Source organism: Neorhizobium sp. 2083 (assembly GCF_031455615.1).
Lineage (GTDB): Bacteria > Pseudomonadota > Alphaproteobacteria > Rhizobiales > Rhizobiaceae > Neorhizobium.
On the sequence record NZ_JAVDTC010000002.1, the window covers coordinates 624,862 to 648,840 of the forward strand.

26 protein-coding genes are annotated in these 23,979 nt (G+C 61.4%); 10 read left to right on the forward strand and 16 right to left on the reverse strand.

What is annotated here, in order from left to right; genetic code table 11:
• Positions 1-5: 5 nt before the first annotated feature.
• The gene (locus tag J2X76_RS11255; protein ID WP_113130673.1) at positions 6-1,259 is read right to left on the reverse strand and encodes a sarcosine oxidase subunit beta family protein; all 1,254 of its coding nucleotides are present in this window, start codon (positions 1,257-1,259) and stop codon (positions 6-8) included.
• 456 nt (positions 1,260-1,715) lie between these two features.
• Between J2X76_RS11255 and rpsU the strand changes: the two genes are divergently transcribed.
• Both rpsU and J2X76_RS11265 read left to right on the forward strand, forming a co-directional pair.
• Positions 1,716-1,946, forward strand: a complete 231-nt coding sequence (gene rpsU, locus J2X76_RS11260; RefSeq protein WP_113130672.1) for a 30S ribosomal protein S21 — start codon at positions 1,716-1,718, stop codon at positions 1,944-1,946.
• A gap of 236 nt (positions 1,947-2,182) precedes the next feature.
• Positions 2,183-3,004, forward strand: coding sequence for a tetratricopeptide repeat protein (locus J2X76_RS11265; RefSeq protein ID WP_310216547.1), 822 nt, complete (start codon positions 2,183-2,185; stop codon positions 3,002-3,004).
• A 17-nt stretch (positions 3,005-3,021) separates the two neighbouring features.
• On the opposite strand, the gene J2X76_RS11270 is transcribed toward J2X76_RS11265, so the two are convergent.
• From J2X76_RS11270 to J2X76_RS11320, 11 genes are all read right to left on the reverse strand, one after another.
• Positions 3,022-3,750: an esterase family protein gene (locus tag J2X76_RS11270; protein ID WP_113130670.1), complete on the reverse strand. Its 729-nt coding sequence runs from the start codon at positions 3,748-3,750 to the stop codon at positions 3,022-3,024.
• Positions 3,747-4,712 (reverse strand): acetylxylan esterase, encoded by a 966-nt coding sequence (locus tag J2X76_RS11275; protein WP_310215942.1) that lies wholly within the window; start codon positions 4,710-4,712, stop codon positions 3,747-3,749. Before J2X76_RS11275 ends, J2X76_RS11270 begins: the two co-directional genes overlap by 4 nt.
• A gap of 10 nt (positions 4,713-4,722) precedes the next feature.
• Positions 4,723-4,893, reverse strand: a complete 171-nt coding sequence (locus J2X76_RS11280; RefSeq protein WP_310215944.1) for a hypothetical protein — start codon at positions 4,891-4,893, stop codon at positions 4,723-4,725.
• Positions 4,894-4,947: 54 nt separating this feature from the next.
• On the reverse strand, positions 4,948-5,241 hold the full coding sequence (locus J2X76_RS11285; RefSeq protein WP_310215946.1) for a type II toxin-antitoxin system RelE/ParE family toxin: 294 nt from the start codon (positions 5,239-5,241) through the stop codon (positions 4,948-4,950).
• Positions 5,234-5,500 carry a type II toxin-antitoxin system ParD family antitoxin gene (locus tag J2X76_RS11290; RefSeq protein WP_310215948.1) on the reverse strand — a complete coding sequence of 89 codons (267 nt, stop codon included), beginning with the start codon at positions 5,498-5,500 and terminating at the stop codon, positions 5,234-5,236. Before J2X76_RS11290 ends, J2X76_RS11285 begins: the two co-directional genes overlap by 8 nt.
• A gap of 101 nt (positions 5,501-5,601) precedes the next feature.
• A complete protein-coding gene (locus tag J2X76_RS11295) occupies positions 5,602-7,002 on the reverse strand; it encodes an NAD(P)(+) transhydrogenase (Re/Si-specific) subunit beta (protein ID WP_310215951.1) in 1,401 nt (466 codons plus the stop codon).
• Positions 7,003-7,014: 12 nt separating this feature from the next.
• Positions 7,015-7,413 (reverse strand): proton-translocating transhydrogenase family protein, encoded by a 399-nt coding sequence (locus tag J2X76_RS11300; protein WP_113286154.1) that lies wholly within the window; start codon positions 7,411-7,413, stop codon positions 7,015-7,017.
• Positions 7,413-8,693, reverse strand: a complete 1,281-nt coding sequence (locus J2X76_RS11305; protein WP_310215954.1) for a Re/Si-specific NAD(P)(+) transhydrogenase subunit alpha — start codon at positions 8,691-8,693, stop codon at positions 7,413-7,415. Before J2X76_RS11305 ends, J2X76_RS11300 begins: the two co-directional genes overlap by 1 nt.
• 86 nt (positions 8,694-8,779) lie before the next feature.
• Complete coding sequence (locus J2X76_RS11310) at positions 8,780-9,004, reverse strand: aa3-type cytochrome c oxidase subunit IV (protein WP_113130665.1); 225 nt, start codon at positions 9,002-9,004, stop codon at positions 8,780-8,782.
• A 197-nt stretch (positions 9,005-9,201) separates the two neighbouring features.
• On the reverse strand, positions 9,202-9,960 hold the full coding sequence (locus J2X76_RS11315) for an N-acyl amino acid synthase FeeM domain-containing protein (protein ID WP_113130664.1): 759 nt from the start codon (positions 9,958-9,960) through the stop codon (positions 9,202-9,204).
• A gap of 169 nt (positions 9,961-10,129) precedes the next feature.
• Positions 10,130-12,451 (reverse strand): EAL domain-containing protein, encoded by a 2,322-nt coding sequence (locus J2X76_RS11320; RefSeq protein WP_310215958.1) that lies wholly within the window; start codon positions 12,449-12,451, stop codon positions 10,130-10,132.
• Between the two features lie 316 nt (positions 12,452-12,767).
• On the opposite strand from J2X76_RS11320, the gene J2X76_RS11325 reads away from it, so the two are divergent.
• Both J2X76_RS11325 and J2X76_RS11330 read left to right on the forward strand, forming a co-directional pair.
• Entirely contained in the window at positions 12,768-13,307 is a 540-nt protein-coding gene (locus tag J2X76_RS11325; RefSeq protein ID WP_310215961.1) for a TRAP transporter small permease subunit, read from the forward strand.
• A 27-nt stretch (positions 13,308-13,334) separates the two neighbouring features.
• On the forward strand, positions 13,335-14,843 hold the full coding sequence (locus J2X76_RS11330) for a TRAP transporter large permease subunit (RefSeq protein ID WP_310215963.1): 1,509 nt from the start codon (positions 13,335-13,337) through the stop codon (positions 14,841-14,843).
• A 405-nt stretch (positions 14,844-15,248) separates the two neighbouring features.
• On the opposite strand, the gene J2X76_RS11335 is transcribed toward J2X76_RS11330, so the two are convergent.
• Positions 15,249-16,355 (reverse strand): TRAP transporter substrate-binding protein, encoded by a 1,107-nt coding sequence (locus J2X76_RS11335; RefSeq protein ID WP_113130660.1) that lies wholly within the window; start codon positions 16,353-16,355, stop codon positions 15,249-15,251.
• Between the two features lie 296 nt (positions 16,356-16,651).
• Between J2X76_RS11335 and J2X76_RS11340 the strand changes: the two genes are divergently transcribed.
• A complete protein-coding gene (locus tag J2X76_RS11340; protein WP_310215966.1) occupies positions 16,652-17,425 on the forward strand; it encodes a gamma-glutamyl-gamma-aminobutyrate hydrolase family protein in 774 nt (257 codons plus the stop codon).
• A gap of 2 nt (positions 17,426-17,427) precedes the next feature.
• Here J2X76_RS11340 and J2X76_RS11345 read toward each other — a convergent pair whose 3' ends face one another.
• Positions 17,428-18,450 carry a LacI family DNA-binding transcriptional regulator gene (locus tag J2X76_RS11345; RefSeq protein WP_113130658.1) on the reverse strand — a complete coding sequence of 341 codons (1,023 nt, stop codon included), beginning with the start codon at positions 18,448-18,450 and terminating at the stop codon, positions 17,428-17,430.
• A gap of 107 nt (positions 18,451-18,557) precedes the next feature.
• Positions 18,558-19,058, reverse strand: a complete 501-nt coding sequence (locus J2X76_RS11350; protein ID WP_113130657.1) for a MarR family winged helix-turn-helix transcriptional regulator — start codon at positions 19,056-19,058, stop codon at positions 18,558-18,560.
• Positions 19,059-19,141: 83 nt separating this feature from the next.
• On the opposite strand from J2X76_RS11350, the gene J2X76_RS11355 reads away from it, so the two are divergent.
• From J2X76_RS11355 to J2X76_RS11365, 3 genes are all read left to right on the forward strand, one after another.
• A complete protein-coding gene (locus J2X76_RS11355; RefSeq protein ID WP_310215969.1) occupies positions 19,142-19,933 on the forward strand; it encodes a creatininase family protein in 792 nt (263 codons plus the stop codon).
• A 260-nt stretch (positions 19,934-20,193) separates the two neighbouring features.
• The gene (locus tag J2X76_RS11360; protein WP_113131686.1) at positions 20,194-20,451 is read left to right on the forward strand and encodes a type II toxin-antitoxin system Phd/YefM family antitoxin; all 258 of its coding nucleotides are present in this window, start codon (positions 20,194-20,196) and stop codon (positions 20,449-20,451) included.
• A complete protein-coding gene (locus tag J2X76_RS11365; protein ID WP_310215972.1) occupies positions 20,448-20,846 on the forward strand; it encodes a type II toxin-antitoxin system VapC family toxin in 399 nt (132 codons plus the stop codon). The genes J2X76_RS11360 and J2X76_RS11365 overlap by 4 nt, the downstream gene beginning before the upstream one ends.
• 11 nt (positions 20,847-20,857) lie before the next feature.
• Here the strand turns inward: J2X76_RS11365 and J2X76_RS11370 are convergent, their stop codons facing one another.
• Positions 20,858-21,499, reverse strand: coding sequence for a GNAT family N-acetyltransferase (locus J2X76_RS11370; RefSeq protein ID WP_310215976.1), 642 nt, complete (start codon positions 21,497-21,499; stop codon positions 20,858-20,860).
• A 250-nt stretch (positions 21,500-21,749) separates the two neighbouring features.
• Here J2X76_RS11370 and J2X76_RS11375 point away from each other — a divergent pair, with 250 nt between their 5' ends.
• Both J2X76_RS11375 and J2X76_RS11380 read left to right on the forward strand, forming a co-directional pair.
• Entirely contained in the window at positions 21,750-22,850 is a 1,101-nt protein-coding gene (locus J2X76_RS11375) for a GTP-binding protein (RefSeq protein WP_310215979.1), read from the forward strand.
• Positions 22,850-23,836, forward strand: coding sequence for a WD40 repeat domain-containing protein (locus J2X76_RS11380; protein WP_310215981.1), 987 nt, complete (start codon positions 22,850-22,852; stop codon positions 23,834-23,836). The genes J2X76_RS11375 and J2X76_RS11380 overlap by 1 nt, the downstream gene beginning before the upstream one ends.
• Positions 23,837-23,979: the final 143 nt, after the last annotated feature.

The window sequence follows — 23,979 nt, forward strand, 5'->3', positions numbered from 1 at the left end:
CTGTTTTAATGCGCAACGGCGGCGGCTGCCGCTTCGTCGATCAGCCTCCCGGTGCGGAACCGGTCGAGCGTCAGCCCCGCCGCCAGCCGGTGCGGCTCGCCCCTGGCGATCAGGTGGGCGAAAAGGTTGGCCGAACCCGGCGTCGCCTTGAAGCCACCGGTCCCCCAGCCGCAATTGACGAACAGGCCCGGAACCGGCGTCACACCCTGGATCGGCGAACGATCCGGCGTGTTGTCGGTAATGCCGCCCCACTGGCGCATCATCTTGACCCGCCGGAAGATCGGGAAAAGCTCGCAGATGGCGTCGAGCGTATGGGTGATGATCTGCAGGCCGCCGGTCTGGGAATAGGAATTGTACTGGTCGGTGCCGGCGCCGATCACGAGCTCGCCCTTGTCCGACTGCGAGATATAGGCGTGAACCGTGTTCGACATCACGACGCAGGGAAAGATCGGCTTCAGCGGCTCCGACACCAGCGCCTGCAGCGGAGTGCTGTGGAGCGGCACGCGCACGCCCGCCATTTCCATCACCACGGAGGAATGTCCGGCCGCCGAAACGCCGATCTTCTTGGCGCCGATAAAGCCCTTCGACGTTTCGACGCCCAGAACCTCGCCGTTCGGTCCGCGACGGATGCCGGTGACCTCGCAGTTCTGGATGATGTGGACGCCGCGATCGGATGCGGCACGGGCATAACCCCATGCGACGGCATCGTGGCGGGCGGTGCCGCCGCGCCGCTGGAGCGCCGCGCCGTTGATCGGGTAGCGCGCCGTCTTGGCGATATCGAGAACCGGAACATAGGCCTTGGCCTCTTCCGGGGTCAGCCATTCGTTGTCGATGCCGTAGAGCCGGTTGGCATTGATATGGCGCTTGAAGCTCTGCATGTCGTGCGTGTTGTGCGAGAGCATCATCACGCCGCGCGGAGAATACATGACATTGTAATTGAGGTCCTGGCTCAGGCCCTCCCAGAGCTTCAGCGAATGCTCGTAGATGTCCATGCTCTCTTCATAGAGATAGTTGGAGCGGATGATCGTCGTGTTGCGGCCGGTATTGCCGCCGCCGAGCCAGCCCTTTTCGATCACCGCGACATTGGTGATGCCGTGTTCCTTGGCCAGGTAATAGGCAGCTCCGAGACCATGTCCGCCGGCCCCGACAATGATCACGTCGTAAGCGCTGCGCGGCTCCGGCGAGGACCACTGCGCCTCCCAGCCCTTGTGGGCACGCATCGCCTCGCGGGCGACGGCGAAAACCGAATATCTGCGCATCTCGCCTCAAACTCCTCGGATCGTCAGCCCCGATCGCGGGGGCGGCTTTTGGGTAGTGCCATACCCATCGCAAATCAATATGCGTCGCAATGGCTCTATTGCGACGCATTCGCCCCCTCCATCGACACGGGCCAAATCCTCTGCCAGCCGCGCGCGAGCCCGGTCGCGCCGCCCGGCCGCGCATTGTGAAAATCGGCGAGGAATAACCGCGCGAACCGGCAGCGCCCGGATCTACCACACTCTTGCCGCGAACCGAGACAGGCTCTTCACATTTGGCGTCACCTCCGCAAAACGCCGCCGAAATGGCGCAATCGTCCTTAATGCGTCTGGACTTCCCGTATCTCTTCTGCTATCTGCCGTCATCAATCGCACGGCTCCAGGCCGAGCGGACGTTATTCTTTCGCCTCGAATCGTACCGATCCAGGCGAGCAACAAAACCAAAGGAACGGGATTCACGTGCAGGTACTTGTCCGCGACAACAACGTTGATCAGGCGCTCCGCGCTCTCAAGAAGAAGATGCAGCGCGAAGGCATTTTCCGTGAAATGAAGATGCGCGATTATTACGAGAAGCCGTCGCAGAAGCGCGCCCGTGAAAAGGCCGAGGCTGTTCGCCGCGTTCGCAAGCTGGCCCGCAAGCGCATGCAGCGCGAAGGTCTGATTGCCGCTCCGGCGCGCCCGGCCCGTTGATCGGCCGTTTTTTGGACGTTTTCGTATGCTTTCAGGGCGGTGGCGACATGGGCGCCGCCGCTCTTTTTGATTTGGTCTGAGCACCGACTGCATTTCGCCCGAATCTGAAACGGTTTTGGGATTTCGACATGCAGAACAATAAACCGCTCTTTGCCCGACATGAGGAAATGCGCCTGATGGCCGCCAAATATGCCGTTCTCGATCGTGGAACCCAAATTTCCGGCCTCTCGCCCAGAATGTCACGCAGCAAACCTGCCCTGCCGGCTGCACTGATCGCCCTCCTGGCGCTTGCCGGCTGCGCGACCACGACCTCCACCGACATGATCACCGTCGACCGCGCCCAGGGGTCGCAAGAAAACATCGCTTCTCTTTCGTCGGTCATCAATTCCAGCCCGCAGGATCCGGAAGGCTACAACGTCCGTGGCACCGCCTATGGACGCGCCGGCGAATTTTCGCGCGCCCTGGAGGACTTCAACCGCGCCATCCAGCTCAATCCGCAATTCTACCAGGCCTATGCCAACCGGGCGCTCGTCTACCGCAACATGGGCAAGCCCGTCGAAGCGGCGAACGACTACAACCGCTCGCTCCAGATCAACCCGAACTACGACGTCGCCTATATCGGCCGCGGCAATATCTATCGCCAGGCCGGCCGCACCAATGAAGCCTTCAACGACTTCAACAAGGCGATCCAGCTCGAGACCACCGATGGCCGCGCCTGGCACAATCGCGGCCTGATCTACCAGCTGCGCGGCCAGCACGCCCAGGCGATCGAGGATTTCTCGAAGGCCATCTCGCTGTCGCCGAATTCGCCCGAGCCCTATAACGGCCGAGGCATTTCCTATGTCGCCCTCAACGACGACGACAACGCGTTCGCCGATTTCAACCACGCGATCGAGCTCAACGACAAGCTCGCCGAATCCTGGGCGAACCAGGCGCTGGTCTACGAACGACGCGGCGACAAGGGGCGTGCCTACAAGTCCTATTCGCATGCCATGCGGCTCGACCCGAACTACAAGCCGGCACAGGACGGCGCGTCCCGCACCCGCGCCAGCAGCTAGGGTCGGCGCACCCGGTTTCAGATATAAAGCGCCGCCATCCTGCGCCAGGCGCCTGCCCGATGAGCGCGCCCCTCCCAGACATGCATCCGGTGCCCGACGCCCTTTTCGGACAGAACCCGGCTGAGATGCTGGTTGTTGTCAAGGAACGGGTCGGCATCCCCGATGGTCAGCACGATCTCCACCTGCCGCAGCCTGTCGAGCTGCTCGCCGGAGGTTATGCCGGGCAGGAAATGCGACGGGGTGTGAAAATAGACCGCATCGTCGTAATAGCCGTCCAGCAGGTCGCCAAAGGCCTCCACCTTGAGCGTCAGGTCGTAGCGCCCCGAAAAAGCGACGAGCTTGCGGAACAGATGCGGATGGCGAAAGGCGATGCTGGCTGCCTGGAAGGCCCCGAGGCTGCAGCCCTGCGCAATCGTGCAGTCATGTCCGTTCCGGTCGGCCATCAGCGGCAGGACTTCGTTGAGGATATAATCCTCGAAGGCCGCGTGCCGGCGGATCCGCACAGAAGGGTGCTGCCGCTTGTCGTAGAAGGTCTCGGTCGCCAGCCCATCGACGCAATAGAGCTGCAGCTGGCCGGCGTGGATCTTGTCGCCAAGGCTTGCAACGACGCCGAGCTCTTCATATTCCCAGAAACGTCCTTCCCGGGTCGGAAACATCAGCACCTTGGCGCCGGCATGGCCGAACACCAGGAGTTCCATGTCTCGATGGAGCCGCTGGCTGTACCAGCGCAGATATTCGCGGTTCATGACACCTTGAAGAACTGTCCGGCCCTGTCGCGAAGGGCCGCCTCTTGCGACGCACAATCAGGATAATCGAAATGTCCGGCATCGAGGATGAAGTTTTCGTTAAATTTTGATTTCGCAATTGCGTTGGCCACCGCGAACTGGCAGGGCGGCGCGACCGCCGGATCGAACAGCGCCACGCTCATCAGCATCGGCACGGTGATGCGGCTCGCCGCCACCGCCGAATCATGCAGGCGCAGCGTCTTCAGGGCATTTCCGTATTTCGCCTGATAGGCCTGCACGGACGCGGCGCTGCCGATGCTTTTCAGTTTCAGCCTGAGTTCCTGATACCCGAAGGTCGGCAGCGACAGATGCCCCCGGTCGATCCGGCTGTCGAAAGGGATGGCAAGCCCGCCGATACCGCCGCCGAAACTGATGCCGCTATAGCCAACATGGCCCGACAGCCAGGGATAAAGGGCGATCAGCATGCTCACAGCCACCCATAGGTCCTCGACGCAGCCGCCGATGATGTAGCGGTCAGGCTTGTCGATATCGTGCAGCACATGCCAGTAGCTGTCCGGCGAGATCGGCGGACGGGTGCTGCGCGACATGCCGCGAAAACAGGGAAACAGCACCGCGGTTTCCTCGACCGGAATGTCGAGTTCAGGCGCATCGCGTCCACCATAACCATGCCCGACGACGAGGCCGCGCCGGATTTCACCCTTTTTCGGCAACAGCAGCCAGCCGCCTATCGGAAACCGCCCGCTCGACATGTAGGCGATGTCGAAGACATGCCACTTCGGATGGTCGAGCCCGTTCTTGCGCAGCCCCGGCTCCGGATCGACGGTCATCGCCCGCCGGTAGCGGTCTTTCCAGAACGCATCGAACCCATCAGGCGCCTGCGGCGGCACGACGGCCTGAAGCTGCTTGAGCCCCATGCCGTAGGTGGGATCGAAATCGAAAGGGTGGCTGGTGGGGATGGTCATGCTTGAGAGATTACCGGAGATTCGCCTCGTCCCGGTCGAAAACAAAGTCTTCGGGCAGCCTGCCACGGAATTTTTCCAATCGTCTCAAAGCCTCTTCACGGGTGGCTTGAGAGGCAGGCTGTTGCGATTCCCGCTGCAAAAGCTCTTCGGCAGCGTGTGTCTGATCGGCAATCTTCGCCATTCTGGCCTCCTGCTCCCTTCCAATGTCACACGGTCCAGCTTAACAAAAAAACCATCAGTGGGGCATCAATCGACGCGCATTACGCTTGTGAACGACCCCAAGTACGCGAATCCCAAAGTCGGTTATTTCATAGAGGATGATGTGACTTTGATGCTCATGCCGGCGAACTCCCGCGCCAAGCGGAGCAAAAGGACGTCCCATCCTGGGATTTTCAGCGAGAAGTCCGAAGCAATGCCGAAATTCATCGGTATATTTTAGCGCCTGGAGGCGGCCAAACGTTTCCAGGCCAAACACGAAAATATCGAGCAGATCCTTATCCGCCCGACGCGTCAGCCTGTATTCAGACACGCTTAGCCTTCCGACGAGCCACGACTTTCTCCGCCTCTGCGAAGATTTCTTCGACGCTGCGCGGGCTTGTTCCGCTTTCGCGTGAGGCGGTCACGAGCTGGCGCATCTCATCCAGCGAAAGCTCCTCGCCCTGATGGATGCGTTCACGCATCACAAGTTCGCTGACGAACTCGCCCGCGTTCGCAAATCTGCCGCTGCGAACCTGATCTTCGATCCAGTCCTTCGTCGCGTCTGGAAGAGATACCGTTATGTCTGCCATTCTGGCCTCCTGCTCCCTTCCAATATCGCACGACCCGCCGTCACAAAAAAGCCCGGCACTGCCGGGCTTCCATGCACTATTCACTGCTCACTGACCACTACTCAGTGCTTCATCGCCTTGACGATGTCCTCGGTCATCTTCTTGGCGTCGCCCAAGAGCATCATCGTGCCGTCCTTGTAGAACAGGGTGTTGTCGATGCCGGCGTAACCCGAACCGAGCGAACGCTTCACGAACAGGCAGGTCTTGGCCTTGTCGACGTCGAGGATCGGCATGCCGTAGATCGGCGAGGTCTTGTCGTCGCGGGCCGCCGGGTTGGTGACGTCGTTGGCGCCGATGACGTAGGCAACGTCGGCCTGGGCGAACTCGGCATTGATGTCTTCGAGTTCGAAGACCTCGTCATAGGGCACGTTGGCTTCGGCGAGCAGCACGTTCATATGGCCCGGCATGCGGCCCGCGACCGGATGGATCGCGTATTTGACCTCGACGCCGTGGCTTTTCAGCGTATCGGCAAGCTCGCGTAGCGCATGCTGCGCCTGGGCGACGGCCATGCCGTAACCCGGCACGATGATCACCTTCTCGGCGTTCTGCATCAGGAAGGCAGCGTCGTCGGCAGAGCCCTGCTTCACCGTGCGCTGCACGCCGTCGTCGCCGCCGGCAGACGCCGTCTCGCCGCCGAAGCCGCCCAGGATGACCGAGATGAAGGACCGGTTCATCCCCTTGCACATGATGTAGGAAAGGATCGCACCCGACGAGCCGACCAGCGCGCCGGTAATGATCAGCGCCAGGTTGCCGAGCGTAAACCCGATGCCGGCGGCGGCCCAGCCGGAATAGGAGTTCAGCATCGAGACGACGACCGGCATGTCGGCACCGCCGATCGGCACGATCAGGAGCACGCCGAGCGCCAGGGCCAGCACCACGACCAGCCAGAAATCGAAATGGCTCTCCGTCTGGACCAGGCCGAAGATGAAGACGACGACCAGGACCAGCAGGCCGATATTGATGGCGTGGCGGTAGGGCAGCATGATCGGCTTGCCGGACATCCGTCCGTCGAGCTTCAGGAAGGCGATGACCGATCCGGTAAAGGTGATCGCGCCGATCGCCGCACCGAGCGCCAGTTCGATCAGTGCCTGGCCGTGGATATGGCCGATCGCTCCGATGCCGAAGGAGTCAGGCGCATAAAGCGCCGCTGCCGCCACCATCACCGCGGCGAAGCCGACCAGCGAATGGAAGCCGGCGACGAGCTGCGGCATCGCCGTCATCGGAATGGTGCGGGCGATATAGGCCCCTGCCCCGCCGCCGATGCTGAGCGCCAGCACGATCAGGATGAAGCCCCCGAACGTGGGCGTGGCGAGCAGAAGGGTGGTGACGATGGCGATAGCCATGCCGACCATGCCGTAGACATTGCCCTTGCGGCTGGTCGTCGGGTGGGAAAGCCCCCGGAGCGCCATGATGAACAGCACGCCGGACACGAGATAGAGGAAAGCTGCGAGGCTCTGCGACATGGTATCCGAACCTCAGCGATCTTTTTTCTTGTACATGGCGAGCATCCGGCTGGTCACCAGGAAGCCGCCAAAGATGTTCACCGAGACGAGCACCAGCGCCACGAAACCGAAGCCGGTCGCAAAGCCGCTCGCAGATACGCCGACCGCAAGCAGCGCGCCGACGACGATGACCGAGGAGATCGCGTTGGTAACCGCCATCAGCGGCGTATGCAGCGCCGGCGTCACCGACCAGACGACGTAATAGCCGACGAAGATCGACAGCACGAAGATCGCCAGGCGGAAGACGAAGGGATCGATCGCCCCGCCGGTTGCAGCACTTGCCGCTTCCGGTGCCTGGGCGGCAGCGGTCATCACGGCGCTCACGGCCTGGTCGAGCTGCTCCAGTGCCTTGTTCATTGCTTCAGTGGCCATCAAAGCGTCTCCTCGGCTGCGGCATCCCCGGCCTTCTCGGCTTCTGCGGCGGCAGGTTTCTTGCGGGCACGGGCCGGTTTGGAACCGTCAGGCACCTCGCCCGGGTCTCCGACCGGTGCAACAGCCGGCGTCTCGCCGACGAACGCAGCAGCAGCCTCGGCGAAGTTTGGATGCACGACCCGGCCGCCATTGGTCAGCATGGTCGCCTTGACGAGCTCGTCCTCGGCATTGACCGCAAATTCCTTGGTACCCTTGTCGACCATGGTCTCGATGAAGGCGAACAGGTTGCGGGCATAAAGCGCGGAAGCCGAGGCTGCGATACGGCCGGCGACATTGGCGTAACCGATCACCGTGACACCCTCGACATCGGCGACCCTGCCCTTTTCCGAACCTTCGATATTACCGCCGCGCTCGACGGCAAGGTCGACGGCCACCGAACCCGGCTTCATCGACGCCAGCATGGCGCGCGACACCAGCTTCGGCGCCGGCCGGCCGGGAATGAGGGCCGTGGTGATGACGATGTCCTGCTTGGCGATATGCTCGGCAACCAGTGCTGCCTGCTTGGCCTGATATTCGGCCGACATCGGCTTGGCATAACCGGCAGCGGTTTCGGCCGCCTTGAATTCCTCGTCCTCGACCGCGATGAACTTGGCACCGAGCGAGGCGACCTGTTCCTTGGCGGCGGGGCGAACGTCGGTCGCCGAGACCACAGCGCCGAGACGGCGGGCCGTGGCGATCGCCTGCAGGCCGGCAACACCGGCGCCCATGACGAACACCTTTGCCGCAGGCACGGTGCCGGCGGCGGTCATCATCATCGGCATGGCGCGGCCGTATTCGTGAGAAGCGTCGATGACGGCGCGATAACCGGCAAGGTTCGCCTGAGAGGATAGCACGTCCATCGACTGGGCACGGGTGATGCGCGGCATCAGTTCCATGGCAAAGGTGGTGAGCCCCGCTTTCGCCATGTCCGCAAGCGCCGCCTCGTTGCCATAGGGGTCCATGACCGCGAACACGACGGCGCCTGGCTTGTAGGACGCCATCTCCACCGCCGTCGGCCGGTTGACCTTGAGGATGATATCCGCCGAACCGATCTCGCCGGGACCGGCGATGCGAGCGCCCGTGGCTTCGAAATCCTTGTCGGGAACACCGGAGGAAAGACCTGCTCCGCTCTCAACCAGAACGGACAATCCCAGTCCGGAAAGCCGCTTGACGCTCTCGGGCGAAGCGGCCACGCGCGGTTCGTCGGAACCTTCGCGGCATACAAATACGATCTTCGGCAAAGACTGTCTCCTCCCAGTCGATATCGCAAGGCGGGCGAAATGTTTCGCCCTGCCTCAAGGCCCGCCGCCCGATGGGCCGAGCCGGATCAACGCAGCAGGAAAACGCCGGCGATATTGAGAATGATGAAGACGATGAGGCTGCCGATGAAGCCGGCCCCGCCGAAGAAACCAGCGGCCATCGCGATCATCAGAATGACGACGGCCATCGTGCCCCATTTCGCACCGGCGAGGAATGCGTTGTAGGTCCTGTCGTGTTCCGCATAATCCATGGGAGCACCCGTTTCCACCGGCCCGCTATGGTGATTGTCCATCAGTCCCGTCTCCTTCATCAGCCGCACGCGGTCCGCTTGATCGAAGCGTGGGCGCGGGCGGGAAAACCCTTGTCGACATCCGGAATCATGCCTCGTTCGGCACGATGGAGGTCACTTCAGGCCTTACACAAAGCAAGGGGAAAGCGCAATGCCGCCACAATGGCTTCCGGTACGCCGAAGCATGAAGCACCAGCGCTTCAGGTCAGATAGGACATTTCGGGGGAATTCGGCCGGCCGGCGATGCGGGCCGTCGGCAGGATGGTGAGCGGCGCGGTGTCGAAATTCGAGGAGCGCGCAAACAGCATGCGGCGCTCGTAGGCTTCCGACTGGAAGGCCGGGAAGCGCTTCATCATCTTCGAGCGCAATTCGCGCGTCTGCGAGGCAAGCAGCATCAGATCGAAGTCGTATGTCGGGATCCGACGCGGGGCTACGAGCGGCTGGGCGTAGAAGAACCGGCGGTAAAATGCCGCATGCGCCGGGCGGATCGGCTGCAGCACACGGTCCGCATCGAAATAGATCGCCGCGACCGGCGTCAGCCGCACCGTAAGGTAAGGCATGGCCGAAAGTTCGCTGGCATATTCCGGGGCAATGGCGAAACGCGCGGAATCAATCAGCGTCATGCCGGCATCGAGAAGCCCGTTCACGGCCTCGGGGAAGATGCTGATCGACTGGCAGACCCGGTGTTCCGGCGTGACGTAGTGGAGCCGGATCGTACTGACCAGTTCCTCGTCGTAATAGACGCCGAAGACATGCGCATTCTTGTCGAAATCGATCTCGTCGATCAGCTTGGTTGCCGCCACCGGCAGCACGTTATGCGTCTTATAGGCCTTGTATCGCAGCCGTGCGATATCCTCGAAATCCTCGTTACTCTCGATCCGCCGGTACTCGACATGGTCGAGAGTGGAAAGAAGCTTTGCTGAAAAATTTCCGTCGGGAAAGGTCTGGCCTAAGGGCATTGGCATTTGTTCCATGAGCTTTAACCATGGATTAACCCTAAATCGCCCTTAGCCTGCAATGAATCAGCCGCAAATTGAGTAAAATTCTAAATGGTATGGTTAACAAAGAGTTAACCACCGTTTTGGGACGTGCCAAAACCGTTAACATTGTTTCAATTTTAGGCAGAAGTCAGCGCGCCGCGGCCCGAAGCGGTGAGGTCGGTGCACTCTTGGCGCCGCGTCGGATGGCTGAAAGCTTGGCCGCGGGAACAGCCTCGGCCGCCAGTTCGATGATCTTTTCGGAAGCGACCGGCATGGAAAACACGTAGCCCTGGACCAGGTCGGAGAACCGATGACGGTTGACCAGCGCGAGCTGCTCCTTCGTCTCGACGCCTTCGACGACGATCTTGAGGCCGAGCTCCCTGGAAAGATGCACGATGCCGCGCAGGAGCTTCAGCTTGCGCTGATCATCGGCGATATTGCGGATGAACGCACGGTCGATCTTGACCACGTCGAGCGGCAGCGAGTCGAGATAGCTGAGGCTCGAGAAACCGGTGCCGAAATCGTCGATCGCGATCGTCACGCCGGTCACGCGGAACTGGTTGAGGATGGCGCTGACCGCCACCGGCTCGTCCATGAAGCAGCTTTCGGTGACTTCCAGATGCAGTCGCGACGGATCGAGCGCATAACGCTTCAGGACGTCCGCGACGTAGGTGACGATATCGTCGTTGCGCAGGTCCTGGATCGACAGGTTGACGGAGACTGCCATCGGATCCGGCCAGGTCGCGCAGTCGCGGCAGGCCTGGTCGAGCACCAGACGGGTAATGTGCGAGACGAGCCCCATATCCTCGGCCATGGGGATGAACACGTTCGGCCCGACCATGCCGCGCTCCGGATGGCGCCAGCGCACCAGCGCCTCGCTGCATTCGATGCCGGAGCCGTCTGGGCGATACATCGGCTGATAGACGACATGCAGGCCATTGTTCTCGATCGCCTGGCGAAGATCGACCCGCAGCTTCTGCTCGTCGATATACTGCGCGTCCATTTCCGAGCGGAACACCGTCAGCGTGCCGTTACCGGTCGATTTCGCATGGTTGAGGGCAAGGTCAGCCTTGATCTGCCAGTTTTCCATGTCGAAGTCCTGCGAGGGCAGCATGACGCAGCCGCTGTTCATCGACACGGGAAGGCGAAGGCCATCGACATAATAGTCGCCCTGGATCTCGGCGTGAATGCGCCGGACCTGACGCTCCAGTTCGCAGCTGTCGTCGCCACCGGTCAAAAGCACGACGAATTCGTCGCCCACCAGGCGGCCCGCCAACAGCCCGTCGTTCTTCAGCGCCGAAAGCCTGGCCGAGATCGCCGCAAGCAGCCGGTCGCCGACCACGTGACCGCGCAGGTCGTTGACATGCTTGAAACCGTCCACGTCGAACACCGCGAGTGCCGCCAGCGCCTCGCCGCGGCGCTTCAGCTTCCTAGTCGAAAGCTCCGCGAAGTGGCCGCGGTTCGGCAGGCCGGTCAAGGCGTCGAACCGCACCATGTGCAGCACCTTTTCCTCGGCAGCGAGGCGGGCCGTGACGTCTTCAAAGATCAGCACGACACCGCCGTCCGAACGCGGGCTGACCGAAAATTCGAGGTGGCGCTCGTCCTTGAACTTGAAAAGTGCGCGTTCGAGCGTGCCGTCCGCGAGCTTGGAAAGCTGCCGCAGGATGGTCTCCGGCGCATTCTCGGCATCCTCGCAGAGCACGGCCGCAAAATCGCGGTCCTTAAGGTCGCTCTTCTTGTCGAGACCGAGCAGGTCGCGGGCGCGGCGGTTGATCACCTGGATCTTGCCTTCGCCGTCGAGCATCACGAGGCCATGCGAAATCGTCTTCAGGGCGATGTCGAAACGACCGGCGATGATCGCCATTTTCCGCGATGCGATGACATTCTCATAAAGGAATTCGCGCACGCCATTGGCCATCGACCGCGTGGTGAGGCCGAACGGGATGAGCAGCAGCGACATCAGCGCCAGATGCAGGTCCTCGGTGAACAGGCAGGCGATCAGGATCGGGCCGCAGCAGCCGAGCGTCTGGAGATCGACGGCGATCCGGGAACCGTAGTTGCGGCCGACGATCGACATCATCGATCCGAGCGTCATGGCGATGCAGGTGAAGCCGACGAAAGGGTTTTCGAGCACGAGCAGCGCATAGCCGCTGGCGACGCCGAGCAGAAATGCCGCAAGGAAGGCGCCGATCACATATTGCTGCTCCCAGGCGGCGATGTCGTCGTAGCTGAGCGACGCCTTGTCCACCTTGTCGAAGCGCTGGAACCAGTACATGCGGTAGGCAAACACCGCAGCGAACCCGCAGGCGAAAAGGAGATAGAATTGCGCACCGCTGTAATGGAAAACGAGCAGGCACCACAGCACGTGAACGACCACGCCTGTCCACAATGTGCCGCGATTTCCAAACAGCGACGTGACGAACGACAGATACACGTCTGTCGACAACGTCTTCGCTTCAGTCTCTTTCATCGGGTTCATCCCTTGCATTCCTGTCGACACTGCGGGAAACCCTTTAAAAATTGCTTGTCCGCGCGCCGTTTACCCCCCTTTCATTGGGGGGTTCTTGAGAGTTTGCTGAACAAATTGCCAATGGGATAGCTAAATTTTTCTGCAGGTTGACCCCGGGACCGATACAACCGGCCCACGCCTTGCACAACCCGCCATAATCCCGGCTTTTTGTAGACGAAAACCGGGCTTATTAGGACTTTCCTTTTCTTAGACCTTGGTTTACATCGCCAACCAAGAGCGGGCGGGATAAGACAGACCCGTTGGAATTGGGGAAATCATGGCTGCATTGTTGAAGATCAGCGGTCTCATCGATCGCTTGAGCGAAATCATTGGCAAATTTTCCGGCTATCTGGTCCTCGCCTGCACGTTCATCAGCGCCGGCAACGCCATCATCCGCTACCTTTTCAACTACAGTTCCAACGGCTGGCTGGAAATCCAGTGGTATCTCTTCGGCTTCATCGTGCTGCTCGGGGCCTCGCATACGCTGCGCCTCAACGAGCATGTGCGGGTCGACCTGATCTATGGCTCGGTCTCCGACCGGGCGCGCCTGTGGATCGACGCGATCGGCCTGATCGTCTTCCTCATTCCGGCCTGCCTCTATCTCGCCTGGCTTGCCTGGCCCTTCTTCACGCTTTCCTACGCGCAGGGCGAAATCTCGTCGAATGCCGGCGGCCTCATCCGCTGGCCGATCAAGCTCGTCATCGTCGCGGGCTTCTCGCTTCTGGCGCTGCAGGGCTTCTCCGAACTGGTGAAGCGCGTCGCCGGCCTCAGAGGCGTCCTCCAGGTCGACACGACCTACGAAAAGCCGCTTCAATAATAAGAAACCCGGGGGGATAAGCCGCTCATGTTCGAATTCGGTATAATGCCGCCTGCGATGTTCCTCGGCATGATCATCTTCATGCTCTACGGCTTCCCGGTCGCCTTTTCGCTCTCCGCCGTCGGCCTGTTCTTCGGCCTTCTCGGCATCGCCACCGGCCATTTCGAATTCGCCTTCCTGCAGGCGCTGCCGTTCCGAATCTTCGGGATCGTCTCCAACGATCTTCTGCTTGCCATTCCCTTCTTCACCTTCATGGGCGCGGTGCTGGAGCGCTGCGGCCTTGCCGAGGACCTGCTTGAAGGCACCGGCAAGCTGTTCGGCGCCATTCCGGGCGGCCTCGCCTACGCCGTCATCCTGGTTGGCGCCATCCTCGGCGCAATCACCGGCACGGTGGCAGCCTCGGTCATCACCATGGGCGTGATTTCGCTGCCGATCATGTTGAAATACGGCTACAACCCGCGGCTTGCGACCGGCGTCATCGCCGCCTCCGGCACGATCACCCAGGTCATTCCGCCGTCCCTCGTTCTGATCGTTCTCGCCGACCAGCTCGGCCGCTCCGTCGGCGACATGTATCTCGGCGCGATCGGCCCCTCGATCCTGCAGGTGGTGATCTTCCTGCTGTTCATCCTCGCCATGTCCATCTTCCGCCCGAAGGACGTGCCCGCCCTGCCGCTGGAAGCCCGCGGCGAGCTCAACGCGGCGCTGGTCATCAAGGTGCTGTGGGGCATGATCCCCTCGATCGTGCTGATCTTCCTGGTGCTCGGCACCATCTTCATGGGTCTCGCCACCCCGACCGAGGCCGGCGCGCTCGGCGTGGTCGGCGCCATGGTGCTCGCCGCCATGCACCGCCGCCTCACCTGGGACCTCATCAAGCAGGGCATGCATTCGACCATGACGATCACCTCCATGGTCGTCTTCATCCTGGTCGGCGCCACCTGCTTCAGCCTCGTCTTCCAGGGCATGGACGGCGGATTGTGGATCGAATACCTGCTGAGCCACGTCCCCGGCGGCGCGGTCGGCTTCCTGATCTTCGTCAACATCTTCGTCTTCTTCCTCGCCTTCTTCCTGGATTTCTTCGAAATCGCCTTCATCGTCCTGCCGATGCTGGCGCCGGTCGCGAGCTCGCTCGGCATCGACCTGATCTGGTTCGGCGTCCTGCTCTGCGTCAACATGCAGACCTCGTTCATGCATCCGCCCTTCGGCTTTGCGCTGTTCTATCTCCGCTCGATCGCCCCGAAGAGCGTGAAGACCAAGGACATCTATCTCGGGGCGATTCCATGGCTCTGCATGCAGCTGATCCTCGTTGCCATCATCATCTTCTGGCCGGAATCGGTCACCTACTGGCTGGACAAGGCGCCGGCCGTGGACCTCAACACGATCAAGATCGAAGTACCCGGCTTCGGCAGCGGCAATGGTGGCGGCGGGCAGATGCCGAATTTCGGCCTGCCTCCGATGGATGGCGCGCCGGCCGTGCCCGGCCAGCCGGCGCAACCGGCCATGCCGAACTTCGGCGAGCCGCCCAAGATCAACCCTTGAGGGTGGCTTCTCTTGTCAGTCCGCTGATGGGAGAGTATATATTCGGAGTGGAGGGCAGAGCGCCAACCCTGCCCTCCCTTTTTGTTATGCTAGGAATTTAAGCCGGACGGAGATTGACCAGCTCGTCCGGTTTTTCCTAAACAACAACGTAATGATCAGTGATTTCCACATCACATTACCTCCAGTTCGAGAGCAAGGCTTTTGCCTCAAGTCGGTGAAGCCCGTCCTCACCGATGCTCCGGCTGGCCACGGAGCGTGCTGCTTCAGCCCTCGAACGTTGCAATCATAGATAAGCGCGTGCAATTGTCGATACGGCACAACCTGCCGCAACCAGCTGCACACGCAACAGAAAACCCCGGACCTTTCGATCCGGGGTTGCTTGATTGATAGCTTCCTGATCCGGGATCAGAGCTTGCCGTTGCGCTGCTGGATCATCATGAACGTGTCGTAGGTATATTCGGACAGCTGCATCCAGAGATAGGCCTCCTTCTTGAAGGCGACCTGGTCTTCGTAGACCTTCTTGAAGTCGGCATTGGTCGCCGAGATGTCCTTGTAGACCTCGAGCGTCGCCTTGTAGCAGGCTTCGAGGATTTCCTGGCTGAAGGGGCGAAGCGTCGTGCCCTGCGAGACGATCTGCTTGATCGCCGTGGGGTTCTTCAGGTCGTATTTGCCCATCATGTTCGTGTTGGCGAAGGCGCAGGCATCGGAGAGTGCCGCCTGATAGGCCTTCGGCAGCGCATTCCACTTTTCCAGGTTGACGAAGGCGTGGATGGTCGGGCCGCCTTCCCAGAAGGCCGGATAATAGTAGTACTTGGCGACCTTGTAGAAGCCGAGCTTGTAGTCGTCATAAGGACCGACCCATTCGGCCGCGTCGATCGTGCCCTTTTCCAGCGCCGGGTAGATGTCGCCGCCGGCGATCTGCTGAGGCACAGCACCGAGCTTCTCCAGCACGCGGCCGGCAATGCCGGCGATACGCATCTTGACGCCCTTGAAGTCGTCGACGGTGTTGATCTCCTTGCGGAACCAGCCACCCATCTGCGCGCCGGTATTGCCGGCCGGCATGCCGTAGATGTTGTGCTTGGCATAGAACTCGTTCATCAGCGTATTGCCGTTGCCCTGGTAGAACCAGGCATTGTTCAGCCGGGCGTTGAGGCCGAACGGGATCGCGGTGCCGATCGCGAATGTCGGATCCTTGCCGACGAAATAATAGGAGCAGGTATGGCACATTTCGACCGTCGAGTTGCTGACGGCGTCGGCTGCCTGCATGGCCGGCACGATTTCAGCGGCGGCAAACGGCTGGATGGTGAAATTGCCATCGGTTGCGGCAGCGACATGCTTGGCGATGTCTTCCGCGCCGCCATAGATGGTGTCCAGCGACTTCGGGAATGACGACGTCAGGCGCCAGGTGACTTTCGGGCTAGACTGCGCGATGGCCGGAGCGGCGAGCACCGTTGCGGCGGCTGCACCGGCGCCGGTGACGGCTGCCTTTTTGAAGAATGAACGACGATCCATAAAATACCTCCCAGTAAGACAAACCGGGGGATTTTCTGTTCCCACTCCCCGGCCCTGCGGCGAGGTAAACATTTTGGTCTATGGGTTGCAAGCACCGGCGCTAATATTCCTTAATGCGGGAACGTCTTTTGATCTAAGACTTTCGTAGCGTTCCGCCCGGACAGGATTCGCCAGATATTTCAAAGCGGGAATGCTCATTCTTTGGGCAGTGCCGGAACCGAAAGGCACCCTCGAACTTGACTTGCGGCGGCTTCCGGCGGCACAACGAACGGAGCCGCTGCTTCGTGGAGAGCCTGATGCCAAAACCGATCGTCGCCCTGCCCGCCGATATCCGCGAACTGGACGGAGCGATCTGGCATGCCTCGCCCAACCAGTATGTCCAGGCGGCGCTGAAGGTGGCAGACGTGATGACCTTCATCATCCCCGCGTTCGAAGAGGGCAACGAGACCGACGCCATCCTCGACCGCGTCGATGGTGTACTGGTTTCCGGTTCGGCCACCAATGTTCACCCTTCGCTTTACGGCAAAGAAGCGGCACCCGGCGACGGGCCCTTCGATCCCGCCCGCGACGCCACCTCGCTGCCGCTGATCCGCCGGGCGATCGACCGCGGCATCCCGCTGCTCGCCATCTGCCGCGGGATCCAGGAACTCAATGTCGCATTGGGCGGCACGCTCGCCAGCGAAATCCAGGAGCAGCCGGGCATCTGGGATCATCGCAAGCCCGATGTGAAGGAGCGCGACGGCATGTACGCGATCCGCCAGCCGGTCTTCGTCCAGGAAGGATCCTGTATCGCCAACTACCTCGGCCTTGCCGGCGAAGTGCAGGTCAATTCGCTGCATCGCCAGGCGATCGCCGAAACCGCCCCGCGCCTCCAGGTCGAAGCGACGGCCGAGGACGGCACGATCGAGGCCGTCTCGGTCATCGACGCCAAGAATTTCGCGGTCGGCGTGCAATGGCATCCGGAATACTGGGCGGAAACCGATGCGCCGTCCCGGGCGCTCTTCCATGCTTTCGGCGAGGCAGTGCGCGCCTATGCCGCCCGCAAGATGCTGACCAACGTGGCGGCCTGACCTCAGACCCGCGGCCGGTGCACCCCGGTCGACTGGCGGATGCGCATTTCCGGCTTGATCAGGTGGATGCCGTCCGGCTCGTGGCTGCCGGCCAGGCGGTCGAGCAGGGCGCGCGCCGCAAGCCGGCCGACTTCCGTCTGGCCGTTCCACACCGTGGTCAGTGCAGGCGTCGCGATCGAAGCCTCTTCCAGATCGTCGTAACCAGTGACGGAAATGTCATGGCCGGGCATCAGCCCGGCACGGGCGATGCCGTTCATCAGGCCGATCGCCACCAGATCGTTCCAGCAGACGGCAGCGGTCGGCTTCTGCGGCAGGGAGAGGAAATGCACCGCCGCCTCGAACCCGCCCTGCTTCGAACGCGGCCCCGGAATGCGCAGGTTCGGATCCACCTCGATACCCGCCTTGCGCAGCGCGTTGACATAACCCTGGTAGCGGTCGCGGCCGGTGGACGTCTGGTCGGTGCCGCCGATCATGGCGATCACCCGATGCCCGAGGCCAATCAGGTGATTGGTCGCAAGCGAAATGCCGTAGCTGTCGTCGCCGCGATAGGTCGGCAGTTCGACGCCTTCCATCGAGCGGGCAACCAGGATGGCCGGCATGCCGTTCTCTTCCGCGAGTCTCATATCCTCGATCGGCGTGCCGATCGCCGGCGACATGATCACCCCGTCTCCGCCGAGCTGCAGCAGCGTTTCGATGAAGGTGCGCTGCTTTTCCACCGAGTCGTAATGGTTGGAAAGGATGAAGGTATGGCGGCTGCGGTCGAGCTCGCTTTCGATCGCTTTCAGGATTTCCCCGTAGAACGGGTTCATGATGTCGTGCACCACGACGCCGATGATGCCGGAGCGCGAGGTTCTGAGGCTGGCGGCGCGGCGATTGTAGATATAGCCGAGCGCCCGTGCCTGTTCCTTGATCTTTTCCCGCGTGTCGGCCGCCACCAGAGGGCTGTCGCGCAGTGCAAGCGATATCGTGGCGGTGGAAAGACCGAGGCTTTCGCCGATCGTCGACAACTTGATCTTTTGCGCCATTTCCCCCACCCGCAATGGCCGGCGTCGCTATCCGACGCTCGAATTAAACTTTAAATAAACAATTTAATTCAGTGCGACAATCCTGTGACAGCGATTATTCAAAGGAATCAGCTTCGCTCGTCCGAGAGATCGGACTGGAGATTTTGCTCGACGGTCTTCAGGAGCTTGAGAAGGGTGCGGATTTCCTTGTCAGAAAGGCCTTTGGCGGCCATGGAGCCGCATTCGGAGACCGAGCGGCCGATCTGCTCGACGGTCTGCAGCCCGGCCTCGGTCAGGTGCACTTTGGTGAGCCGCCCATCGGTGCCGTCGGCCCGGCGCTCCAGGAAGCCCTGCGCCTCCATCCGGCCGATCGTGCGGGTCATGGTCGGCGCCTTGACGCCGAGCCGCATGGCGAGCTGGCCGGGGGTCATTCCGTCCTCTTCGGCAAGGATCAGGATCACGCCGTCCTGGCCGGCATAAAGCCCGCTTTCGCCGAGGCTGCGGCTGAGCGCGGTGCGCATCGAGCGGGCCGCCTGGGTGATCGCCGGCGCCAGATCCGTCGCCGCCAGACCTTCAAGCTCTCTCTTCTTGCCGGACTTGGCTTTTTTGTCGCCCTTCTTCTTGCTCATTCGCTCTGCCCGTTTTGCCCTAAAGAAGGAACCGTTATATCTGTGCCGCGCTATCCATACCGAAACCGGGAAACCACCGCCAGATGCCGCACCCTTCGCCGCGTTATCATGACAATGATACGACACTTGCGTCCACAGAAAGGCGAGACTGGATCGCCGTGCTACCGCTCGGCGCCCACGAGCAGCACGGACCGCACCTGCCTTTCGAGACCGACACGCTGATCGCCGAAGGCCTTGTCGCGCGCCTGATTCCCGCCCTGCCCGCCCATCTCCCGGTCACCTTCCTGGCCGCGGAGCCCGTCGGTTATTCGATAGAACACATGGATGTCGCCGGCACCCGGACGCTTGCCTTCGACGAGGCCGTCTATCGCTGGCTCGGCATTGCCGGCGACCTCCACGCAAGGGGCATCGGCAAACTCGTGCTGCTCAACGCCCATGGCGGCAATTCGCCGCTCATGACGATCGTCGCGACCGAGGCCCGGGTGCGGTTCGGCATGCTGGTGGTGGCGACCAGCTGGACCCGATTCGGCCAGCCGGAGGGCTGGATCGCGCCGGCGGACAAGGCGGTCGACATCCATGGCGGCGACATCGAGACTTCGGTCATGCTGGCGCTTCATCCGGACAGGGTCGACATGTCAAAAGCCGAGAACTTCCCCTCCCGCCAGTCGGATTTTTCCCGCGATTTCAAACATCTGCGCGCCTACGGCCCCCATGCCTTCGGCTGGAGGATGTCCGACCTCAACGCCCGGGGCGTCGCAGGGAGCGCGGCCGCGGCGAGCGCGGAGAGGGGCGAGGAGCTGGTCGCCCATGCCGTGAAAGGCATCATAGAGCTGCTGGAGGATGTGGCGAAGTTCGATCTCGCAATATTGAAGTAGGAACGAGCTACACAGCATCGACATTCGCGAGGCTGGCCAGAGCGATGCAGCAGCCTCTCCTCTCGACCAGCTTCTGCGCTGGGCCGACGTCGATAGGCGACCGTGGGGATCAAGTGGATCCTCACGGTCGCCGACAACGCGCGCGTCCGGCAATGGCGAGTTGCCGGGATATGGCGATCCCGTAATATTGGGGCACAGTTGAATCTGCAATATGACAAGTGCATTATATGGACCATGTAATTGGACCAATGGAGCGTGTCATGGAAATTTCGGTAAGCGAGGCCAAAGCAAGTCTGACTGAACTCCTTCATCGCGCGGAAGCTGGAGAAGATGTTGTTCTCACGCGAAGAGGTCACAAGATCGCAAGGCTTGTACCTATTGAGCCGGAACTGACACGCGATCAACGCAGGGCATTGATCGAGGAAATCAGGGCCATGGCTCCCGAACCCAAGACCGATGACGTCCCTGCTGAGCGAAGCCAGGATTTCCTCTATGGTGATGACGGCTTGCCGGCATGATTGTCGTTGATACGTCAGCGCTGATCGCCATCGTCAAAAACGAAATTGGAGCCCTTGATTGCCAGGAGGTGCTTACGAGAGAAACCAAGGTGCTGCTCAATGCTGCTACTCTCGCTGAAGCATTGATTGTTGCTCGAGGGAAAAAATGTCTGGCCGGTCTTACGAACCTGATCGACCGGCTCCCCATCACCATCATCGAACTGGACGCAGTAAGAGCAGAACGCGCTGCAACAGCCTATGCCCTGTTCGGAAAAGGTTTCCACAAGGCCTCGCTCAATTTCGGCGATTGCTTCGCCTATGCGACAGCCAAGGAATTCAACTGTCCGCTTCTCTATGTGGGTGACGATTTTGCCAAGACCGACGTGGTTTCCGCGATTACGTCATCATCCGCCTGAGCAGCAAGAAATCAGGCCGCCTCGGCGACCGCAACCGGGAACATTTGCACTTTTGCCGGGGCAAGCCGCAATTCCATGTCCACCAGGCATTCGAAGGGGAAAAAGCGCCGGAGCCAGCGCATCTTCATCGCGCCGGTCACGACGAAACCCTTCTTGAGATAGAGGATCATCGCACGATTGTGGGCGGCGACCTGGAGCCTGACGGACGTGCAGCCGTTAGCCACAGCAAGGTTGGAGACCGCATCGATCAGCGCCGCGCCGGCGCCCTTGCCGCGCTGCGTCGCATCGACATTGATGTTGTAGAGATAGAGCGTCGATATCTTGATGCGCGGCTCGGTCGCCTTGAACAGCAGGAAGTTCCCGAAACCCTTGAAAAGCCCGTATTCGGACAGGAATGCCGGGAAGGCGGGAGACAGAGGACCTCGCCCGTGGAGATAGAAGGCGGCGTAACCGATCATCTCGCCGCCGGACCCGATGGCGACGATGCGGTCGTCGTTGACGCTGTTTTCAAAGAAACGGCTGCGGCGCTGGTCGTCGCCGAGAAAATATCTGAGCGAGGTCCTGCCGCGCTGGACCCTGTCCCTTATGCCTGATCCCTCTGTGCCCGATGGATTCGGATAACACAGAAGAAACCCATCATATTGACCTTCCATCCGGATAACAGGCCCCGCTTTTCCCCGGGAACATTTGTTAGAGGAGACGCGGATATTTTGATAGAGCGGCTAGTCACCGATGAGTTTTCACAAGGCTCTCCGCTGGGGAGGTGCACCGCTTGCGCGGCATCCCGTGGACCGATGTGATCTTATAACATACAAACCCTTTGAACTCCTCCCGGCTTGCCCTTATATGAGGCCGACAAGCTTTCGCGCCCGGCGGGCGCTTTCAGTCTCTCGAGGTTTCCCCATGGCCGAAACAGTCACAGCCAAGCCCGTTCCCGTTACCGTGCTCACCGGTTATCTCGGCGCCGGCAAGACGACGCTGCTCAACCGCATTCTTTCCGAAAGCCACGGCAAGAAATACGCGGTCATCGTCAACGAGTTCGGCGAGATCGGCATCGACAACGACCTGATCGTCGAGTCGGACGAAGAAATCTACGAAATGAACAACGGCTGCGTCTGCTGCACCGTGCGCGGCGACCTGATCCGCGTCGTCGAGGGCCTGATGCGCCGTCCCGGCCGCTTCGACGGCATCATCGTCGAGACCACCGGCCTTGCCGATCCGGTCCCGGTCGCACAGACCTTTTTCATGGACGACGACGTGCGCGCCAAGACCGAGCTCGATGCGGTCGTCGCCCTGGTCGATGCCAAGCATTTGCCGCTGCGCCTGAAGGACAGCCGCGAGGCCGAAGACCAGATCGCCTTTGCCGATGTCGTGGTCATCAACAAGACCGACCTCGTTTCGCCGGAAGAACTGGCGGTCATCGAGGATGTCGTTCGCGCCATCAACCCGACGGCGCGCGTCTACAAGACCAGCCGTTCCGGCGTGGATCTCGCCCGCGTGCTCGATCAGGGGGCCTTCAACCTGGAGCGCGCGCTGGAAAACGACCCGCATTTCCTCGACCACGATCACGAGGACCATGTCTGCGGCCCGGATTGCGATCACGATCACCATCATCATGCCCACGATCACCACCATCATGATCACGGGCACGATCATGACCACCACCATCACCACCACGGCGAAATGTCGCCGATCCATGACGTGACGGTGAAGTCGATCTCGCTGCGCGGCGGCGAGATGAACCCGGAACGGTTCTTCCCCTGGATCCAGAAGATCACCCAGACCGACGGCCCGAGCATCTTGCGTTTGAAGGGCATCATCGCCTTCAAGGGCGACGAGGAACGTTATGTCGTTCAGGGCGTCCACATGATCGTCGAGGGCGACCACCAGCGCCCGTGGAAGGACGGCGAAAAGCGCGAGTCTCGTCTCGTCTTCATCGGCCGCGATCTCGATTTCGACAAGATCGAGAAGAGCTTCCGGGCGTGTGAGGCACAAGCCGCGTAATGCCAACTGTTGCACCGCTTGATCTGGAAGGCCATGTCGTCGCCGCGCATTTCATCGGCGACGTCCCGTTCTTCGCCACCGCCGCCGGCGCCATTCACCGTCTGGATGGCGGCGAGAAGGTGACCGAGGCCCATCAGGGCCTGCTGACCTGCATCCGCGACCCGTTCAGCGCCACGCTGCTGACCGGCGGCGAGGATGGCAAGGTGATGCGCATCGGCAGCGATGGCGAGGCGACGCTCGTCGCCGAAGCGCCGCGCAAGTGGATCAGCGTCGTCGCCGGCGGGCCGCAGAATGCGGTCGCCTATGCTTACGGCAAGTCGAGCTTCGTGAAGCTGAACGACGGCACGCTGAAGGAATATCCCGAAGAGCGCAGCGTCGAAGGACTTGCGTTTGCGGGCAAGGGCCTCAGGATCGCGGCTGCCCGTTACAACGGCGTCTCGCTGCACTGGGTCGGCACCAATGCGCCGCCGGTCGATCTCGAATGGAAAGGCGCGCACAACTCCGTCACGTTTTCTCCCGACGGGCGTTTCCTGGTGACCACCATGCAGGAAAACGCCCTGCACGGCTGGAAGCTTGACGGCAAGCCAGGCGAAAACCGCCATATGCGGATGACCGGTTATCCGGCCAAGGTGAAATCGCTGTCGTGGTCGCCCAAGGGCAAATGGCTCGCTTCGTCCGGCGCGCCGGCGGCGATCGTCTGGCCGTTTTCGGCGAAAGACGGGCCGATGGGCAAGGCGCCGCAGGAACTCGGCACCCGCGCCAATATCATGGTCACCCAGGTCGCCTTCCATCCGGCCGAGGAAGTGCTCGCCATCGGTTTTATCGACGGCATGATCCTGGGCGTCAGGCTTGCCGATGCCAAGGAAGCGCTCTTGCGCCGGCCCGGCAAGGGCGGCATTACCGGATTGAGCTGGAGCGCCAACGGCAAGCTCGTCGCCTTCTCTTCCGATGCCGGCGATTGTGGCGTCATCGATATCTCGGCGTGAGGCAATCATCCCGGCACGAACAACCGCGGCGGAAAATCTCCGCCGCGGCCTGATCCATGCGCCCAGTGGAGCGGAAAGGGAAAGCAGTGTATGGGGACCCTTCCCGACGGTCTCCCGCCGCGCGCCTGATTCCCCATGGAACG

Excerpts from the sequence above, each read along its gene's own strand:
- J2X76_RS11255 (WP_113130673.1), bottom strand. The coding sequence starts at position 1,259 with ATGCGCAGATATTCGGTTTTCGCCGTCGCCCGCGAGGCGATGCGTGCC.
- J2X76_RS11265 (WP_310216547.1), top strand. The coding sequence starts at position 2,183 with ATGTCACGCAGCAAACCTGCCCTGCCGGCTGCACTGATCGCCCTCCTG.
- J2X76_RS11270 (WP_113130670.1), bottom strand. The coding sequence starts at position 3,750 with ATGAACCGCGAATATCTGCGCTGGTACAGCCAGCGGCTCCATCGAGAC.
- J2X76_RS11275 (WP_310215942.1), bottom strand. The coding sequence starts at position 4,712 with ATGACCATCCCCACCAGCCACCCTTTCGATTTCGATCCCACCTACGGC.
- J2X76_RS11280 (WP_310215944.1), bottom strand. The coding sequence starts at position 4,893 with ATGGCGAAGATTGCCGATCAGACACACGCTGCCGAAGAGCTTTTGCAG.
- J2X76_RS11290 (WP_310215948.1), bottom strand. The coding sequence starts at position 5,500 with ATGGCAGACATAACGGTATCTCTTCCAGACGCGACGAAGGACTGGATC.
- J2X76_RS11295 (WP_310215951.1), bottom strand. The coding sequence starts at position 7,002 with ATGTCGCAGAGCCTCGCAGCTTTCCTCTATCTCGTGTCCGGCGTGCTG.
- J2X76_RS11300 (WP_113286154.1), bottom strand. The coding sequence starts at position 7,413 with ATGGCCACTGAAGCAATGAACAAGGCACTGGAGCAGCTCGACCAGGCC.
- J2X76_RS11310 (WP_113130665.1), bottom strand. The coding sequence starts at position 9,004 with ATGGACAATCACCATAGCGGGCCGGTGGAAACGGGTGCTCCCATGGAT.
- J2X76_RS11315 (WP_113130664.1), bottom strand. The coding sequence starts at position 9,960 with ATGCCCTTAGGCCAGACCTTTCCCGACGGAAATTTTTCAGCAAAGCTT.
- J2X76_RS11320 (WP_310215958.1), bottom strand. The coding sequence starts at position 12,451 with ATGAAAGAGACTGAAGCGAAGACGTTGTCGACAGACGTGTATCTGTCG.
- J2X76_RS11325 (WP_310215961.1), top strand. The coding sequence starts at position 12,768 with ATGGCTGCATTGTTGAAGATCAGCGGTCTCATCGATCGCTTGAGCGAA.
- J2X76_RS11330 (WP_310215963.1), top strand. The coding sequence starts at position 13,335 with ATGTTCGAATTCGGTATAATGCCGCCTGCGATGTTCCTCGGCATGATC.
- J2X76_RS11335 (WP_113130660.1), bottom strand. The coding sequence starts at position 16,355 with ATGGATCGTCGTTCATTCTTCAAAAAGGCAGCCGTCACCGGCGCCGGT.
- J2X76_RS11340 (WP_310215966.1), top strand. The coding sequence starts at position 16,652 with ATGCCAAAACCGATCGTCGCCCTGCCCGCCGATATCCGCGAACTGGAC.
- J2X76_RS11345 (WP_113130658.1), bottom strand. The coding sequence starts at position 18,450 with ATGGCGCAAAAGATCAAGTTGTCGACGATCGGCGAAAGCCTCGGTCTT.
- J2X76_RS11350 (WP_113130657.1), bottom strand. The coding sequence starts at position 19,058 with ATGAGCAAGAAGAAGGGCGACAAAAAAGCCAAGTCCGGCAAGAAGAGA.
- J2X76_RS11355 (WP_310215969.1), top strand. The coding sequence starts at position 19,142 with ATGCCGCACCCTTCGCCGCGTTATCATGACAATGATACGACACTTGCG.
- J2X76_RS11360 (WP_113131686.1), top strand. The coding sequence starts at position 20,194 with ATGGAAATTTCGGTAAGCGAGGCCAAAGCAAGTCTGACTGAACTCCTT.
- J2X76_RS11365 (WP_310215972.1), top strand. The coding sequence starts at position 20,448 with ATGATTGTCGTTGATACGTCAGCGCTGATCGCCATCGTCAAAAACGAA.
- J2X76_RS11370 (WP_310215976.1), bottom strand. The coding sequence starts at position 21,499 with ATGGAAGGTCAATATGATGGGTTTCTTCTGTGTTATCCGAATCCATCG.
- J2X76_RS11375 (WP_310215979.1), top strand. The coding sequence starts at position 21,750 with ATGGCCGAAACAGTCACAGCCAAGCCCGTTCCCGTTACCGTGCTCACC.
- J2X76_RS11380 (WP_310215981.1), top strand. The coding sequence starts at position 22,850 with ATGCCAACTGTTGCACCGCTTGATCTGGAAGGCCATGTCGTCGCCGCG.